This is a genomic window from Marinobacterium nitratireducens (assembly GCF_014645375.1).
In the GTDB taxonomy this organism is placed as follows: Bacteria; Pseudomonadota; Gammaproteobacteria; order Pseudomonadales; family Balneatricaceae; genus Marinobacterium_A; species Marinobacterium_A nitratireducens.
In genome coordinates, this window is the sequence record NZ_BMLT01000002.1 from 466,365 (window position 1) to 482,218 (window position 15,854).

The 15,854-nt window shown below is 64.5% G+C and carries 16 protein-coding genes; 12 read left to right on the top strand and 4 right to left on the bottom strand.

Annotated features, from left to right (window positions below; translation table 11 throughout):
- Positions 1-206: 206 nt before the first annotated feature.
- Positions 207-983, bottom strand: coding sequence for an AraC family transcriptional regulator (locus tag IEX85_RS05035; protein ID WP_188858981.1), 777 nt, complete (start codon positions 981-983; stop codon positions 207-209).
- Positions 984-1,154: 171 nt separating this feature from the next.
- Between IEX85_RS05035 and hemE the strand changes: the two genes are divergently transcribed.
- A complete protein-coding gene (hemE, locus tag IEX85_RS05040; RefSeq protein WP_188858983.1) occupies positions 1,155-2,228 on the top strand; it encodes a uroporphyrinogen decarboxylase in 1,074 nt (357 codons plus the stop codon).
- Positions 2,229-2,301: 73 nt separating this feature from the next.
- A complete protein-coding gene (can, locus tag IEX85_RS05045) occupies positions 2,302-2,961 on the top strand; it encodes a carbonate dehydratase (RefSeq protein ID WP_188858985.1) in 660 nt (219 codons plus the stop codon).
- 55 nt (positions 2,962-3,016) lie between these two features.
- Here can and IEX85_RS05050 read toward each other — a convergent pair whose 3' ends face one another.
- Entirely contained in the window at positions 3,017-4,294 is a 1,278-nt protein-coding gene (locus IEX85_RS05050; RefSeq protein WP_188858987.1) for an O-acetylhomoserine aminocarboxypropyltransferase/cysteine synthase family protein, read from the bottom strand.
- 190 nt (positions 4,295-4,484) lie between these two features.
- Between IEX85_RS05050 and radA the strand changes: the two genes are divergently transcribed.
- Positions 4,485-5,864, top strand: coding sequence for a DNA repair protein RadA (radA, locus tag IEX85_RS05055; protein WP_188858989.1), 1,380 nt, complete (start codon positions 4,485-4,487; stop codon positions 5,862-5,864).
- An 80-nt stretch (positions 5,865-5,944) separates the two neighbouring features.
- On the opposite strand, the gene IEX85_RS05060 is transcribed toward radA, so the two are convergent.
- Positions 5,945-6,319, bottom strand: a complete 375-nt coding sequence (locus tag IEX85_RS05060; RefSeq protein ID WP_188858991.1) for a PilZ domain-containing protein — start codon at positions 6,317-6,319, stop codon at positions 5,945-5,947.
- Between the two features lie 157 nt (positions 6,320-6,476).
- Positions 6,477-8,135 carry an energy-dependent translational throttle protein EttA gene (ettA, locus tag IEX85_RS05065; RefSeq protein ID WP_188858993.1) on the bottom strand — a complete coding sequence of 553 codons (1,659 nt, stop codon included), beginning with the start codon at positions 8,133-8,135 and terminating at the stop codon, positions 6,477-6,479.
- 218 nt (positions 8,136-8,353) lie between these two features.
- On the opposite strand from ettA, the gene IEX85_RS05070 reads away from it, so the two are divergent.
- The 9 genes from IEX85_RS05070 (at position 8,354) to thiL (ending at position 15,852) form a co-directional block, all read left to right on the top strand.
- Complete coding sequence (locus IEX85_RS05070; protein ID WP_188858995.1) at positions 8,354-8,770, top strand: Hsp20/alpha crystallin family protein; 417 nt, start codon at positions 8,354-8,356, stop codon at positions 8,768-8,770.
- Between the two features lie 168 nt (positions 8,771-8,938).
- Positions 8,939-10,195, top strand: coding sequence for a serine hydroxymethyltransferase (gene glyA / locus IEX85_RS05075; RefSeq protein WP_188858997.1), 1,257 nt, complete (start codon positions 8,939-8,941; stop codon positions 10,193-10,195).
- Positions 10,196-10,493: 298 nt separating this feature from the next.
- Positions 10,494-10,961 carry a transcriptional regulator NrdR gene (gene nrdR, locus IEX85_RS05080; protein WP_188858999.1) on the top strand — a complete coding sequence of 156 codons (468 nt, stop codon included), beginning with the start codon at positions 10,494-10,496 and terminating at the stop codon, positions 10,959-10,961.
- Positions 10,958-12,097, top strand: coding sequence for a bifunctional diaminohydroxyphosphoribosylaminopyrimidine deaminase/5-amino-6-(5-phosphoribosylamino)uracil reductase RibD (gene ribD, locus IEX85_RS05085; RefSeq protein ID WP_188859001.1), 1,140 nt, complete (start codon positions 10,958-10,960; stop codon positions 12,095-12,097). Before nrdR ends, ribD begins: the two co-directional genes overlap by 4 nt.
- The gene (locus tag IEX85_RS05090) at positions 12,097-12,771 is read left to right on the top strand and encodes a riboflavin synthase (protein ID WP_188859003.1); all 675 of its coding nucleotides are present in this window, start codon (positions 12,097-12,099) and stop codon (positions 12,769-12,771) included. The genes ribD and IEX85_RS05090 overlap by 1 nt, the downstream gene beginning before the upstream one ends.
- Before the next feature lie 15 nt (positions 12,772-12,786).
- Positions 12,787-13,902: a bifunctional 3,4-dihydroxy-2-butanone-4-phosphate synthase/GTP cyclohydrolase II gene (ribBA, locus tag IEX85_RS05095; RefSeq protein ID WP_188859005.1), complete on the top strand. Its 1,116-nt coding sequence runs from the start codon at positions 12,787-12,789 to the stop codon at positions 13,900-13,902.
- A 12-nt stretch (positions 13,903-13,914) separates the two neighbouring features.
- Entirely contained in the window at positions 13,915-14,388 is a 474-nt protein-coding gene (ribH, locus tag IEX85_RS05100; protein WP_188859007.1) for a 6,7-dimethyl-8-ribityllumazine synthase, read from the top strand.
- A gap of 7 nt (positions 14,389-14,395) precedes the next feature.
- On the top strand, positions 14,396-14,869 hold the full coding sequence (nusB, locus tag IEX85_RS05105) for a transcription antitermination factor NusB (RefSeq protein ID WP_188859008.1): 474 nt from the start codon (positions 14,396-14,398) through the stop codon (positions 14,867-14,869).
- A 2-nt stretch (positions 14,870-14,871) separates the two neighbouring features.
- Positions 14,872-15,852: a thiamine-phosphate kinase gene (thiL, locus tag IEX85_RS05110; protein ID WP_229721798.1), complete on the top strand. Its 981-nt coding sequence runs from the start codon at positions 14,872-14,874 to the stop codon at positions 15,850-15,852.
- The last annotated feature ends 2 nt before the right edge of the window (positions 15,853-15,854 follow it).

Genomic DNA, 15,854 nt, shown 5'->3' on the forward strand with positions numbered 1-15,854 from the left:
GCAGCGGCTTGTCTGGATCTTGTCTGGATCGTCCCGATCCGGAAGAAGGTCGTGCGGTGCTGGTGGCCGGATTTGCGCAATCCCCGAAGGGGGTGGCGCCGGTCGTATGCGATGGGGGGACACTTTAGTGACAGTTGTGCTGTCGGTCTTGCGGATAAATCCGGAGTTTTTGTCGAATACTCCGGTCAGGGGCGGGGGGGGGGGGCTCAGCGGCGGTCGGCGTCCAGCGCGGACTGCTGGCGAAAACGCGCCGGGGTGATGTCGAACCGACGGCGGAAGGCGTGGGTGAAGGCGCTCTGGTTGGCGAAGCCGCAGTGGTCGATGACCCGGGCGACGGGGTATCCCTGCTCCAGCAGCGCGCGGGCGCAGGTCAGGCGCTTCTCCAGCAGGTACTGGTGCGGCGTCACGCCGGTCTGGCGCTTGAACAGGTCGTGGAACTGACTGCTGCTGAGGCAGGCGACGCCGGCCAGGTGCGCGACGCTGATCTTGCGCTGCAGATTCAGCTCGATGAACTCGTCGATCAGCGTCATGTCCAGCAGTCCCGGCCTGCGGGCCGGAGTCTTGCGTGACAGGTGGTTTCCCAGCGAGCACAGCAGCAGATTGCTGCAGGAACGGGCCAGCATGGAGTCATCGGGAAACTGGCGGATCTCGCGGCTCACGGCGTTGGCGAGCACCTGCAGGTGGCTGTCCATACTGAAATAGCTGGCCTGGTCGAAGAGGCGGTCAAGACGTTCTCGTTCATCGCGCGAGGCCGCCATGCCGCTGGTCAGGTTGAGCACCAGGATGCTGTTGCGGCCGATACCGCAGAAGGCATGGGCGGTGGAGGCGGGCACCAGGCAGCCATTGCCGGGGCCGACGCGTTGCCCCAGCCCCTCGAGTTCGAAGGCGGTATCACCCTCCAGGCCCAGCACCAGCTGGTGGTGGCTGTGGTCGTGGGTGCTGGCGCTGTCGGGCAGTGTAAGGATATCGGCAGTCTTGAGCATGCAGTCGGGTCGGGTGGGCTCGAGGTGGCCAGGGCTGGTCAACAAACACACTATTATACCGGTGACCCGCCGGCCGACAACTCCCGGACGCGCCGCCGGGGGAGGCGCAATTATGCCGGGAAACGGCTAAAATGGCGCCGAACTTTTCTATGGCTAGGCGATGGCTGACTGATGGCAGAACTGAAGAACGATCGTTTTTTGCGTGCGCTGCTGCGCGAACCGGTGGATGTGACTCCCGTCTGGATGATGCGTCAGGCGGGGCGCTATCTGCCGGAGTACCGTGAAACCCGTGCCCAGGCCGGTGACTTCCTGAGCCTGTGCAAGAACCGGGAGCTGGCTTGCGAAGTCACGCTGCAACCGCTGGAGCGGTTCGAACTGGACGCGGCCATCCTGTTTTCCGATATCCTCACCATCCCCGACGCCATGGGGCTCGGACTCTATTTCGAGACCGGCGAAGGCCCGCGTTTTCGCAAGATCATCCGCACCGAAGCCGATGTCGCCGCGCTACCGGTACCGGACGCTGCCAGCGACCTCGACTATGTGATGGCGGCGGTGAAGGAAATCCGCGGTGCGCTTGCCGGCAGGGTGCCGCTGATCGGTTTCTCGGGCAGCCCCTGGACGCTGGCGACCTATATGGTCGAAGGCGGTTCCAGCAAGGACTTCCGTCATATCAAGCAGATGATGTACGCCACCCCCGAGGTGATGCATGCGCTGCTCGACAAGCTGGCGCAGTCGGTCACGGGCTATCTCAACGAGCAGATCCGGGCCGGCGCCCAGGCGGTCCAGATCTTCGACACCTGGGGCGGCGTGCTGAGCGGGCCCATGTACCGCGAGTTCTCGCTCAAATACATGGCGCAGATCTGCAGCGGCCTGATTCGCGAGCATGAGGGCCGGCGCGTGCCGGTGATCCTGTTCACCAAAAACGGCGGCCAGTGGCTCGAGGCTATCGCCGACGCCGGCGCCGACGCTCTGGGACTCGACTGGACCACCGATATCGGTGATGCCCGCCGCCGCGTCGGCGACCGTGTCGCCCTGCAGGGCAACATGGACCCGTCGGTGCTGTACGCACCGCCGGCCCGTATCCGGGCCGAAGTCGAGACAATCCTGGCGGGATTCGGCGAGGGCAACGGTCACGTTTTCAATCTCGGACACGGCATTCACCAGTTTGCCGACCCGGAGCATGCGAGGGTCTTTGTCGACGCGGTGCACGAACTGAGTGCGCGGTATCATTCGCATAAGGCGTAAGGCGCAAGGCGTGCAGAGAGCTGGCACGCTTAACGCCTCACCACTCACCAATCAGTGATCAGCGGTTAGGAAGATGAAGAAACTACAGAAACTGTTCGAACAGAACCAGGCCTGGTCGGAGCGCATCTCCCGGCTCAATCCGGAGTTCTTTCCGACGCTGGCCAAGCAGCAGGCGCCCGAGTACCTCTGGATCGGCTGCTCCGACAGCCGCGTGCCGGCCAACGAAATCATCGGCCTGCTGCCCGGTGACGTCTTCGTGCATCGCAACGTCTCGAACCTGGTAACCCACACCGACATGAACTGCCTGTCCGTGCTGCAGTACGCGGTGCGGGTGCTGAAGGTCAAGCACGTGATGGTCGTGGGTCACTATGGCTGCGGCGGTGTCAAGGCATCGCTGGGGCCGACCCACCTGGGTCTGATCGACAACTGGCTGCGTCACGTCAAGGACGTCTATATCGAGCATCGCGAAATGCTGTCGCAGTGGGAGGACAACGAGGAGTTCATGCTGGATCGCCTGTGCGAGCTCAATGTCATCGAGCAGGCGGTCAATGTTTGCAACACCACCATGGTGCAGGAGGCCTGGAGCAGCGGTCAGGAGCTGGCCATCCACGGCTGGATCTACGGCCTCGATAACGGCAAGCTGCGCGATCTCAACTTCTGCGTTTGCAGTGCCGACGAAATCGACGAGCAGTACCGCCTGGCGGTCGAAACCATCGCCGCCAAGCAGCCCTGAGTCTTGGGCACCACCCCTGACGTTCGCCAGGGGTGGTGAGGGCCCGCCGGGGTCCTCAGTCCAGCCTTTGCGCCAGCGCCTGTTCGAGGTCGGCGATCAGGTCGTCGACATGCTCGATGCCGACGGAAAGGCGCACCGTTTCCGGTAACACGCCGGCCGCCTTGAGTTCCGCCTCGTTGAGCTGCCGGTGGGTGGTTTCCGCCGGTATCGACGCCAGCGAGCGGCAGTCGCCGATATTCACCAGCCTGACGAAGATGTTCAGTGCGTCGTAGAAGCGCCGGGTCGCCTCGCGACCGCCGTGCAGGCCGAAGCTGAGGATACCCGAGGCGCGTCCCTGCATGTATTTGCGCGCCAGTGCATGATCGCGATGACTTTCCAGGCCCGCGTAGCTGACCCAGCTCACCGCCTCATGCTTGTCCAGATACTGCGCCACTTTCAGGGCGTTGTCGCAGATCCGCTCCATCCGCAGCGCCAGGGTTTCCATGCCCTGGAGCAGCAAAAAGGCATTCATCGGCGACAGCGCCGCGCCCATATTGCGCAGCGGCACCACGCGGCAGCGGCCAATGAAGGCGGCGGGTCCGAAGGCTTCGGTGTAGACCACGCCGTGGTAGGACACGTCGGGCTCGTTGAGCAGCGGGAAGCGGTCCTTGTGGTCCGCCCAGGGGAAGTTGCCGCTGTCGATGACGATGCCGCCGATGCTGTTGCCGTGACCGCCGATGTATTTGGTCGCTGACTGCACGACTATGTCGGCGCCCTGCTCGATCGGCCGCCACAGCACCGGGCTCGGTACCGTGTTGTCGACGATCAGCGGGATGCCGTGGCGGTGGGCCAGTTCCGCGAGCCGTTCAATGTCGGCGATGCTGCCGGAGGGGTTACCGACGCTTTCGCAGTACAGCGCCCGCGTGCGGTCGTCTATGCGCGCCTCCATGGCGGCGAAGTCGTTTTTGTCGACGAAGCGCACCTCGATGCCCTGGCGGGGAAGGGTATGGGCGAAGAGGTTGTAGGTACCGCCGTACAATTCGCTGGTGGAAACGATATTGTCGCCGGTCTGGGCCAGGGTCTGGATCGCATAGGTGATGGCCGCCATGCCCGATGCCACCGCCAGCGCGGCGATGCCGCCTTCCAGCTCGGCCGCGCGTTTTTCCAGTACGTCGGTGGTGGGGTTCATGATGCGGGTGTAGATATTGCCCTGCACCTTGAGGTCGAAAAGGTCGGCGCCGTGCTGGGCGTCGTCGAAAGCATAGGAGGTGGTCTGATAAATCGGCACGGCGACGGCTTTGGTCGTCGGGTCGGGCTGATAGCCGCCATGTACCGCGATGGTCTCCAGTTTCATGCCTTGCGTCCTTGTTTGAGTTGTGTGGTGGCAGATATTCGATTCTAACCGCCCGGCAGCTAAAGGAAAGCGGCACGGGCCGCTTCGGCGGATTTGCGGTCGTCTGTCGAACCTGATGCTGATTGGCTGCGGCCAGGCCCGTCGGACTGCTAGAATGGCCCGCTGAACCGCCGATGCAGAGGATCCTCCCATGGCCAAGGCCAAGACCGCCTATGTGTGCAACGACTGTGGCGCCGATTACAGCAAGTGGCAGGGCCAGTGCAGCGCCTGCGGTTGCTGGAACTCGCTGACCGAGGTGCGGCTGGCGGCGGCCTCCGGAGGCGGGGCGCGCTCGGCGCGTTTCGACGGCTATGCCGGCGCCGCTGCAGGCGCCACGGGCAAGGTGGTCAGCCTGGCCGAGGTGGAGCTTGGTGAGATGCCGCGCTTTTCCACCGGCACCGCGGAGCTGGACCGGGTGCTCGGCGGCGGTCTGGTGCCGGGCTCGGCGATCCTCATCGGCGGCCATCCCGGTGCCGGCAAGAGCACCCTGCTGCTGCAGGTGATGTGTCACCTGGCTGCCGGGAAGCCGGCGCTCTACGTCACCGGGGAGGAGTCGCTGCAGCAGGTGGCCATGCGCGCCCGGCGCCTCGGCCTCGATGCCGGCAGTCTGAAAATGCTGTCCGAAACCTCGGTCGAGTCGATCTGCGCCACGGCGCAGCAGCTGCAGCCGAAGCTGATGGTGATCGACTCCATTCAGGTCATGCATATCGCCGATGTCCAGTCGGCGCCGGGCTCGGTCGCCCAGGTGCGTGAAACCGCCGCCTACCTGACCCGTTTCGCCAAGCAGACCGGCACCGTGTTGCTGCTGGTCGGCCATGTCACCAAGGACGGCTCGCTTGCCGGACCCAAGGTCTTGGAGCATATGATCGATTGCTCGCTGCAGCTCGAAGGCTCGTCGGACAGCCGCTTCCGAACCCTGAGATCCCACAAGAACCGCTTCGGAGCGGTCAACGAGCTCGGTGTCTTCGCGATGCTGGAGAACGGGCTGCGGGAGGTGAAGAACCCGAGTTCCATCTTCCTCAGCCGTGCCGAGGAGCCAAGTCCGGGCAGCGTGGTGATGGTGGTCTGGGAGGGTACCCGGCCGCTGCTGGTGGAGCTGCAGGCGCTGGTGGATCAGAGCCACATGAACAACCCGCGCCGGGTCGCGGTGGGGCTCGAGCATAACCGGCTGGCGATGCTGCTGGCGGTACTGCACCGTCATGGCGGTCTGCATACCGGCGATCAGGATGTCTTCGTCAACGTCGTCGGCGGGGTCAAGGTGCTCGAAACCGGCGCCGACCTGGCGCTGCTGCTGGCGGTGGTATCGAGCTACCGCGACCGGCCGCTGGCGCAGGACCTGATGGCGTTCGGCGAAGTCGGCCTGTCCGGCGAGATCCGTCCGGTGCCCAACGGTCAGGAGCGTATCCGCGAGGCCGCCAAGCATGGCTTCAAGCGCGCCATCGTGCCCAGGGGCAACGTGCCGAAGACGCCGCCCGAGGGCATGGAGGTGATTGGCGTCAATCGCCTGTCAGAGGCCCTCGACGCGCTCTAAGCGAATGTAGGGCGCCCTGAGCGAAGCGAACGGCGCCATAGACTACGGCACGTTTCGCTGCGCTCAAGGTGCCCTACGTATCAGCATGCACCGCTCACCAGCTGATCCAGCTCCCGCTCCAGCAGCGTTTCATCACCGAGGTTGAGTTCTACCAGGCGGCGCAGGTGGCTGACGCTGTCCAGGTCCATGTCGCCGGCGAGAAACCCGTAGCGGGGCGGCTCTGTATGCGCCAGGGTAACCGGCATGCGGATAAGAATGTCGCTGGTGAGGTAGATCTGCAGCTCCGCGGTTTCGCCGGCCGCAAGGGGCAGCGGTGCCTGCGACTCGGCCAGGGCGCCGTGCAGCGAAATGTCCGCAAGTTGCAGAATCGCGCCGGTCCCCGCGGCGGTGCGCATTTCGCACTCGGCATCGAAGGGAATGCGGGTGAAGCGGCGGCGTTCGGCTGGCTTGTCCACTTGGCGGCTCCTTGTAGCAGGTCAGTGGCACGTCGTAAGTGGCGAAAGACTATTCGCCCGGAGACCGGGCTCCTACGACTCACAACATCATTCTTAACCTAAAAAGCCGGCCCTGTTAAGGCCGGCTTCGATCAAGCTGTGCAAAGGCTGACGTCGGTCAGCCGATACGCTTGTACTTGATGCGCTCGGGCTGATGCTCCTTGCCGTAGCGGCGCTTGTAGTCCGCCTGGTACTCGGTGTAGTTGCCCTCGAAGAACTCCACCTTGGATTCGCCTTCGTACGCCAGGATATGGGTACAGATGCGGTCGAGGAACCAGCGGTCGTGGGAAATGACCACGGCGCAACCCGGGAACGCCAGCAGCGCCTCTTCGAGCGCGCGCAGCGTCTCGATATCCAGGTCGTTGGTCGGTTCGTCGAGCAGCAGCACGTTGCCGCCTTCCTTCAACAGCTTGGCCATGTGCAGGCGGTTGCGTTCGCCGCCGGACAGGTCCTTGACGAATTTCTGCTGGTCCGAGCCCTTGAAGTTGAAACGGCCGCAGTAGGCACGGGACGGTGTCTGGTAGTTGCCGACGGTGATGATGTCCTGGCCGTCGGAAATCTCGGCGAAGACGGTCTTGTCGCCGTCCAGGTCGCGGTCCTGATTGACGTACGCCAGCTGCACGGTCGAGCCGATGTCGATACTGCCGGAATCGGGCTGCTCCTGACCGGCAATGATGCGGAACAGGGTCGACTTGCCGGCGCCGTTGCCGCCGATGATGCCGACGATGGCGCCCGGCGGGATCGAGAAGCTGAGGTCTTCGAACAGCACCTTGTCGCCGTAGGCCTTGGAAATGCCGTTGGCCTCGATGACCTTGTCGCCCAGGCGCGGACCCGGCGGGATGTAGATCTCCTGGGTCTCGTTGCGGGTCTGGAACTCGCGCGAGTTCATTTCCTCGAACTGCTTCAGGCGTGCCTTGGATTTGGCCTGACGGCCCTTCTGACCCTGGCGTACCCACTCGAGCTCGGATGCGACGGCCTTGTGGTGCGCCGCTTCCTGCTTGGCTTCCATCTCCAGGCGTTTTTCCTTCTGCTCGAGCCAGGAGGAGTAGTTGCCTTCGTACGGAATGCCGCGGCCGCGGTCCAGCTCCAGGATCCAGCCGGCGGCATTGTCGAGGAAGTAGCGGTCGTGGGTGATCGCCACCACGGTGCCCGGGTATTCCTGCAGAAAACGTTCGATCCAGGCCACGGACTCGGCGTCAAGGTGGTTGGTCGGCTCGTCGAGCAGCAGCATGTCGGGCTTGTCGAGCAGCAGGCGGCACAGCGCCACGCGGCGGCGTTCGCCCCCGGAGAGGTGTTTCACCTGGGCGTCCCAGGGCGGCAGACGCAGGGCATCGGCGGCGCGCTCCAGGGTGTTTTCGAGGTTGTGGCCGTCCTTCGCCTGGATCAGGTTCTCGAACTCGGCCTGCTTCTTGGCCAGCTCGTCGAAGTCGGCGTCGGGTTCGGCGTAGGCGGCATAGACGGCGTCGAGCCCGGCCAGCGCTTCCTTGACGTCGGCAACGGACTCTTCGACGATCTCGCGCACTGTCTTGCTGTCGTCGAGCTGGGGCTCCTGCGGCAGGTAGCCGACGTTGATGCCCGGCATCGGGCGGGCTTCGCCGATGTACTCCTTGTCGACGCCCGCCATGATGCGCAGCAGGCTGGATTTACCGGCGCCGTTGAGGCCCAGCACGCCGATTTTGGCGCCCGGGAAGAAGGACAGCGAGATGTCCTTGAGGATTTCACGCTTCGGCGGCACGACCTTGCCGACGCGATTCATCGAGTAAACGTATTGAGCCATTAATCAGGACCTGTCAGTTCTGGGTTGGCGGCAATTTTAGCCGATTGCGGGGAGCGATGGCCAACTTCCCCTCGTGGCCTCGTTCGCACCGGTTTATTGACCGCGATCAACTTTTGCGCCTCACCGGCGGCAGGGGCCGGACTAAACTTCAGATGAGGCCGGGGAGTTGTCCGGCACGATTCGAATCTTGTATCCATCCTGATCAGGGGAGGGTAACGATGAGCAATCTGACGCGATTCAACAGCCTTTTCAATGACTCCTTCTTCAACGATTTCTTTCGTCCGGCGGTGCGGGGCGGCGGTGAGAAGGTGCCGGCCATCGACGTGCACGAGAGCGACGGCGGCTACAAGGTCAAGGTCGACCTGCCGGGGGTGAAAAAAGAGGATATCAAGGTCAGTCTCGACAACGGCATCCTCAGCATCCGCGCCGAAACCAAATCCGAGGAGAAAGAGGAGAAGGAAGGCAAGCTGATCCGCCAGGAGCGCCACTTCGGTCAATTTCTGCGCCAGCTGTCGGTCGGCTCCGATGTCGATCCCGCAGCCATCAAGGCCCAGTTCGACAACGGCGTGCTGACCCTTGAACTGCCGAAACAGCAGAATCTGCCAGCAGACAAGCGGCACATCAGCATCGAGTAATCCGATAGTCCCGGGCGCCCCGGAGCCGGGGTGCCCGCGTGAATTTCCCTCCACTGTCTCTGAGCGACATTCAAGTGCTTCGCAGCGACCTTTTCGACTATAATGCTGCCCCTTTCCAGTGGGGGTGTCATTCGCGCGCCCCGTAGCTTTGCATCACAGGGGACAGCAATGTTTAGCAAAGAGATGACTATCGCCGAATTCGATCCGGATCTGTGGTCCGCCATGCAGGCAGAGGAACGTCGTCAGGAAGAGCATATCGAACTGATCGCGTCCGAGAACTACACCAGTCCGCGGGTAATGGAAGCCCAGGGATCCGGCCTGACCAACAAGTATGCCGAAGGCTATCCCCACAAGCGCTACTACGGTGGCTGCGAATACGTCGATATCGTCGAGGAGCTGGCGATCGAACGCGCCAAGCAGCTGTTCGGCGCGACCTACGCCAACGTTCAGCCGCACTCCGGCTCCCAGGCCAATGCGGCGGTCTACATGGCCCTGTGCAAACCGGGCGACACCGTGCTGGGCATGAGCCTGGCCCACGGCGGTCACCTGACCCACGGTGCCGCCGTTTCCTTCTCCGGCCGCATTTACAACGCGGTGCAGTACGGCCTGAACCCGGAAACCGGTGAAATCGACTACGCCGAGGTGGAACGTCTGGCGCTGGAGCACAAGCCGAAGATGATCGTCGCCGGCTTCTCCGCCTATTCACGGGTCATCGACTGGCAGCGTTTCCGCGATATCGCCGACAAGGTCGGCGCCTATCTGTTCGTCGATATGGCTCACATCGCGGGCCTGGTCGCCGCCGGCGTCTACCCGAGCCCGCTGGCAATCGCCGACGTCGTCACCACCACCACCCACAAGACCCTGGGCGGTCCGCGCGGCGGCCTGATTCTGTCGGCACGCGCCGACGAAGAGCTGCAGAAGAAGCTCAACTTCGCCGTCTTCCCGGAATCCCAGGGTGGCCCGTTGATGCACATCATCGCCGCCAAGGCCGTGTGCTTCAAGGAAGCGCTTGAGCCGGAGTGGAAGGAATATCAGGCGCAGGTGGTCCGCAACGCCCAGGCCATGGTCAAGGTGTTCCTCGACCGCGGTATCGACATCGTCTCCGGTGGCACCGACGATCACCTGTTCCTGGTCGACCTGATCAAGAAGGACGTTACCGGCAAGGATGCGGATGCGGCCCTCGGCCGTGCCAACATCACGGTCAACAAGAACGCGGTCCCCAACGATCCGCGCTCTCCGTTCGTCACCTCGGGGCTGCGTCTGGGTACCCCCGCCGTTACCCGCCGCGGCTTCAAGGAAGCGGAAGTGACGGAGCTTGCCAACTGGATCTGCGATATCCTCGACGATATCGACAACGAGCAGACCATCGAAACGGTCAAGGCCAAGGTGCTCGATATCTGCGCGCGCTTCCCGGTTTACAAGTAAATCGGTTAGAATCCCCGGGCGGCTCAGGTAGCCGCCTTTTTTATGTACAGGATGTACGGCGCCGCAGGATGCCAAAGCCGTGGAGCGGCGTGTTTCAGGCGGCACCATGTTTTTTGGTTACGCTTGGACAGGTAATGTAATGTGTAGTCCGTGTGTAGGGTGCTGGTAAGCGAAGCGCACCGCACCGTTGCCTGTGGTGCGCTTCGCTACGCTCAGCAGCACCCTACAAATCGATATACTTCATCGGCAGCATACGCATTGTATGCAGCCTCACGCTCTTTACCGGCAGGGTTTTCCTATGCATTGTCCATTCTGCGGCGCCAACGAAACCAAGGTCGTGGACTCCCGCCTGGTTGCCGAGGGCCAGCAGGTCCGGCGCAGGCGCGAATGCATCGGCTGCCACGAGCGATTCACCACCTACGAAGCCGCCGAGCTGCTGATGCCCCGCGTGATCAAGACCGACGGCATGCGCCAGCCGTTCGACGAGGACAAGCTGCGCGCCGGCGTGCAGCGGGCGCTGGAGAAGCGTCCGGTCGGTATCGAGGCGATCGAAGCGGCGATCAACCGTATCAAGCAGCGTCTGCGCGCCACCGGCGAGCGCGAGGTGCCGTCACGGCAGGTCGGCGAAACCGTTATGGCGGAGTTGCGCAAGCTCGATCAGGTGGCCTATGTGCGCTTCGCCTCCGTCTATCGCAGCTTCCAGGATGTCAACGAATTCAAGGAAGAGATCGACCGTCTCTCATCCCAGCCCGAGGAAACGCCATGACGGCCTGGACCCGTGCCGACCATGAATTCATGGCGCGCGCGTTGCGGCTGGCACGTCGCGGCCTCTATACCACCGATCCCAACCCCCGTGTCGGCTGCGTGCTGGTGCAGGGCGATGCGATCGTCGGCGAGGGTTATCACCTTCGCGCCGGCGAGGGGCATGCCGAGGTCAATGCCCTGCGCCAGGCCGGCGAACGGGCCCGCGGCTGCACCGCCTACGTCACCCTCGAGCCCTGCAGCCATCAGGGCCGCACCCCTCCCTGCGCCGACGCCCTGATCCGCGCCGGCGTCGGCCGGGTGGTCGCGGCCATGGTCGACCCCAACCCTCAGGTTGCCGGACGCGGCCTCGCGATGCTGCAGGATGCCGGCATCCCGGCCGACAGCGGACTGCTGGAAAGCGAGGCCCGGGCGCTCAATCCCGGCTTTATCAAACGTATGGAAACCGGGCTGCCGCTGGTGCGTCTGAAGCTGGCGTCCAGCCTCGACGGTCGCACCGCCATGGCCAGCGGCGAGTCGCAGTGGATCACGGGGCCGGCAGCACGAGCTGACGTGCAGCGCCTGCGCGCGCGCAGTTCGGCTATCCTGACCGGGGTGGATTCGATTCTGCTCGACGACTCGGCGCTGACGGTGCGCCCGACCGAGGCCGGGTTCGACGAGTCGCTGCAGCGGCTCGTCGGCGATCGCCAGCCGTTGCGCCTGGTGCTCGACAGCCGGCTGCGAACCCCCGCCGATGCGCGCATTCTGCGCCAGCCGGGGCGAACGGTGGTGGTGACCTGCAGCGACGACGAAGCCCGCGCGTCGGTTCTGCGCGAGGCCGGCGCAGAGGTCCTGAAACTGCCGGCGATCGACGGCCGCGTCGATCTGAAAGCGCTGCTGCGATGGCTCGGGCAGCAACAGTACAACGAGCTGCTGGTCGAGACCGGCGCCACCCTGGCCGGTGCCTTCGTCGCCGCCGGCCTGGTCGACGAACTGCGGCTGTACATGGCGACCAAGCTGCTGGGCTCCTCCGGCCGCCCCCTGCTGGCGCTGCCGTTCGATACCATGGCGCAGCAGGTACCGCTCAGACTTTCGGACCTGCGGCAGCTGGGAGAGGATCTGCGGCTGATACTGCGGCCCGGCGACGAGGAACAGAACTGATGTTTACCGGCATAGTGGAGGCGGTGGGTCGAATCGCCGCCGTGGAAATGACGCAGGGCGATATGCGCCTGCGGGTGCAGGCAGGTACCCTTGATCTGTCGGATGTGAAACTCGGCGACAGCATCGCCACCAATGGCGTCTGCCTGACGGTGACCGGACTGACCGGCGACGGCTTCTGGGCCGATGTCTCGCGCGAGACGCTGGCGCATACGCGCTTCGGGACGCTCAGCGTCGGCGAAGCGGTGAACCTGGAAAAGGCGATGATGCCGACCAGCCGCTTTGGCGGTCATATCGTCACCGGTCACGTCGATGGTATCGGCGAGGTGGTCGAACGCCGGGACGATGCCCGTTCGATCCGCCTGCGCGTGCGTGCGCCGTCGGCGCTGGCGCGCTACATCGCCGGCAAGGGCTCGGTCACCGTCGATGGCGTCAGCCTGACGGTCAATGCCGTCGACGGCGCCGAGTTCGAGTTGAACATAGTGCCGCACACCGCGGCCGAAACCGTTATCGCCGGCTACGGCGCCGGTAGCCCTGTCCACCTGGAAGTGGATATTGTGGCGCGGTATCTGGAGCGGCTGCTGCAGTTCGGCAGCCAGTCGCCGGCGGGCGAAGCGGCCGATGACGGCGGACTGACGCTCGCGAAACTGAATGAATACGGCTTTAGCAGGCGCTAACGAGAGAGCAATAGAATGCAGCTGAACAGCACCGAGGAACTGATCGAGGATATCCGTCAGGGCAAGATGGTCATCCTGATGGACGACGAGGACCGCGAGAACGAGGGCGACCTGGTGATTGCCGCCGAGATGGTGCGGGCGGAGGACATCAACTTCATGGCCACCCACGCCCGCGGCCTGATCTGTCTGACGCTGACCCGCAGCCGCTGCGAGCAGCTCAAGCTGCCGCTGATGGTGCAGAGCAACGGCGCCGCGTTTTCGACCAACTTCACTTTGTCGATCGAGGCGGCGACCGGCGTCACCACCGGTATTTCGGCCGCGGATCGCGCCCATACGGTGCGCGTGGCGGTGAAACACGACGCCAAACCCGAGGATATCGTCCAGCCCGGCCACATCTTCCCGCTGATGGCGCAGCCCGGCGGCGTGCTGAGCCGTGCCGGCCATACCGAAGCCGGTTGCGACCTGCCGCGCCTCGCCGGCCTGTTCCCGGCGTCGGTGATCGTCGAGATCATGAACGAGGACGGCACCATGGCGCGTCGTCCGGACCTCGAGAAGTTCGCCGAGAAGCACGGCCTGAAGATCGGCACCATCGCCGACCTGATCCACTACCGCACCACCAACGAGCACACGGTGGTGCGCGAGAGCGAGGGCGTGCTGCCGACCGAGTTCGGCGACTTCAATTACGTGACCTACCGCGACGAGATCCAGGGTTGCACCCATCTGGCGCTGACCCAGGGCGAGATCGTCAAGGACGAACCGACGCTGGCGCGGGTGCATATCCGCACCGAGGTGCTGCGCGATGTCGTGGGCGCCAACTCCGACGACGCCGTGAAGTGGACCATGCGCCGTGCGCTGCGCCGCGTGGCCGAGGAGGGCAAGGGCGTGGTGGTGCTGCTCGATGTGGCCGGCAAGATCGACCTCGGCGAGGCGCTCGAGGCGATGCTGAGCGGCCCCAAGCGTTCCAAGGTCAATGTCAGTGCCTCCGGCGCCTACCTGACCGTCGGTACCGGTTCGCAGATACTGCGCGACCTCGGTGTCGGCAAAATGCGGCTGCTCAGCTCGCCGATGAAGTTCAATGCGATCTCCGGTTTCGACCTGGAAATCGACGAATACATTCCCTACGAAGACTGATCGGGACTCAAGATGTCTGTAACTACTTATGAAGGTGATTTCGTTAGCGGCGCCGGCAAATACGCCATCGTCGTGGGCCGTTTCAACGCATTCGTCGTCGAGAGCCTGCTCGAAGGCGCGATCGACACCCTGAAGCGCCACGGCGTTCAGGAGTCCGACATCCGCGTGGTGCGGGTGCCGGGCGCATTCGAGATCCCGCTGGCGGTCAAGCGCGTCGCGGCGCAGAAACAGGACGACGCGATCATCGCCCTCGGCGCCGTGATCCGCGGCGGCACGCCGCACTTCGAATACGTCTCCGCCGAGAGCTCCAAGGGCGTGGCCCAGGTGTCGATGGACTACGACATTCCGGTGGCCAACGGCATCCTTACCGTCAACACCATCGAGCAGGCGATCGAACGCGCCGGTACCAAGGCCGGCAACAAGGGCGCCGAGGCGGCCCTGTCGGCGCTGGAAATGGTCAGTCTGCTGCGACAGCTCGAGGTTTAAGCGCACCATGTCCGAGGCACCGACCCCTAACAAGCGCAAGAAGCCGTCCCTGACCGAAAAGCGGCGGGCCGCGCGCAGCTATGCGCTGCAGGCGATCTACCAGTGGCAGCTCGCCGGACAGGCACTGACCGAGATCGACGCCCAGTTCCGTGTCGACAATGACATGCGCGACGTCGACGTGCAGATGTTCTCCGAACTGCTGCATGGCGTGGCGACGCGCAAGAGCGAACTGGATGCGGCCTTCGCGCCCTACCTGGACCGCGCGGTCGAGGATCTCGATCCGATCGAGCTCGCGATCCTGCGCATCGGCGCCTACGAGCTGATGCAGCGCCAGGAAGTGCCCTATCGCGTCGCCATCAACGAAAGCGTAGAGCTGGCCAAGGTGTTCGGTGCCACGGAGAGTCACCGCTACGTCAACGGCATACTCGACAAGCTGGCACAGCGCGTGCGCTACGCCGAGATCCGCGCCAGGAAAGGCTGAGCTTGGACGAGTTCTCCCTGATCGGGCGCTATTTCGCCGGTCTCTGCGAGGCCGACGACAGCATCGCGCTCGGTATCGGCGACGACTGTGCGCAGCTGCGGGTACCACCGGGACAGGACCTGGTGGTGTCGATCGATACGCTGGTCGAGGGCACCCACTTCCTGCCCGGCAGCGATCCCGGACGTCTCGCCAGCCGTCTGCTCGGCGCCGCGGTCAGCGATCTCGCGGCAATGGGCGCCGAGCCGGCCTGGTTCACGCTGGCGCTGACGCTGCCCGAGGCCGATGAAGGCTGGGTTGCGGGCTTCGCTTCGCAGCTTGGGCGCAGCGCGCGCGACTTCGGTATCCGACTGGTCGGCGGCGACACCACCCGCGGCCCCCTGACCCTGACCGTGCAGGTGCACGGCTGGGTGCCGGCCGGGCGCGGCCTGCATCGTCGCGGCGCCGCTGCCGGCGACCTGGTCTGCGTCACCGGAACGCTCGGCGACAGCCGCGGCGGTCTGGAGTGTCAGCTGCACCCCGAGAAGGGTGTCGATGCGGCACTGATGGAGCGCTTTTTCGCGCCGCAGCCGCGGCTCGACTGCGGCCGGCGTATCGCACCCTATGCCAGCGCCTGCATCGATATTTCCGATGGCCTGCTGGCGGATCTCGGGCACGTTCTCGAGGCCAGCGGCGTCGGCGCCCGTATCGAGCGGCGGCAGTTGCCGCTGTCGCCGGCGCTGCTCGCCTTCTGCGGCGAGCAGCAGGCGCGGGACTGGGCGCTGTGCGGCGGGGAGGACTTCGAACTCTGCTTCACAGTGCCGGCCGCACACTGGCCCAAACTGCAGCAGGCGCTGGCCGGTTGTGGCGTTCCGGTGACCCGTATCGGCGAAATTCTGCCCGCCGACGCAGGACTTCAGTTGCTGGATGCGGGCGCACCCTGTGCGCTGCCCGGCACCGGCTACAACCACTTTGTCTCCGCCGGCGGCGGAGCGGACAAGGAATAGCG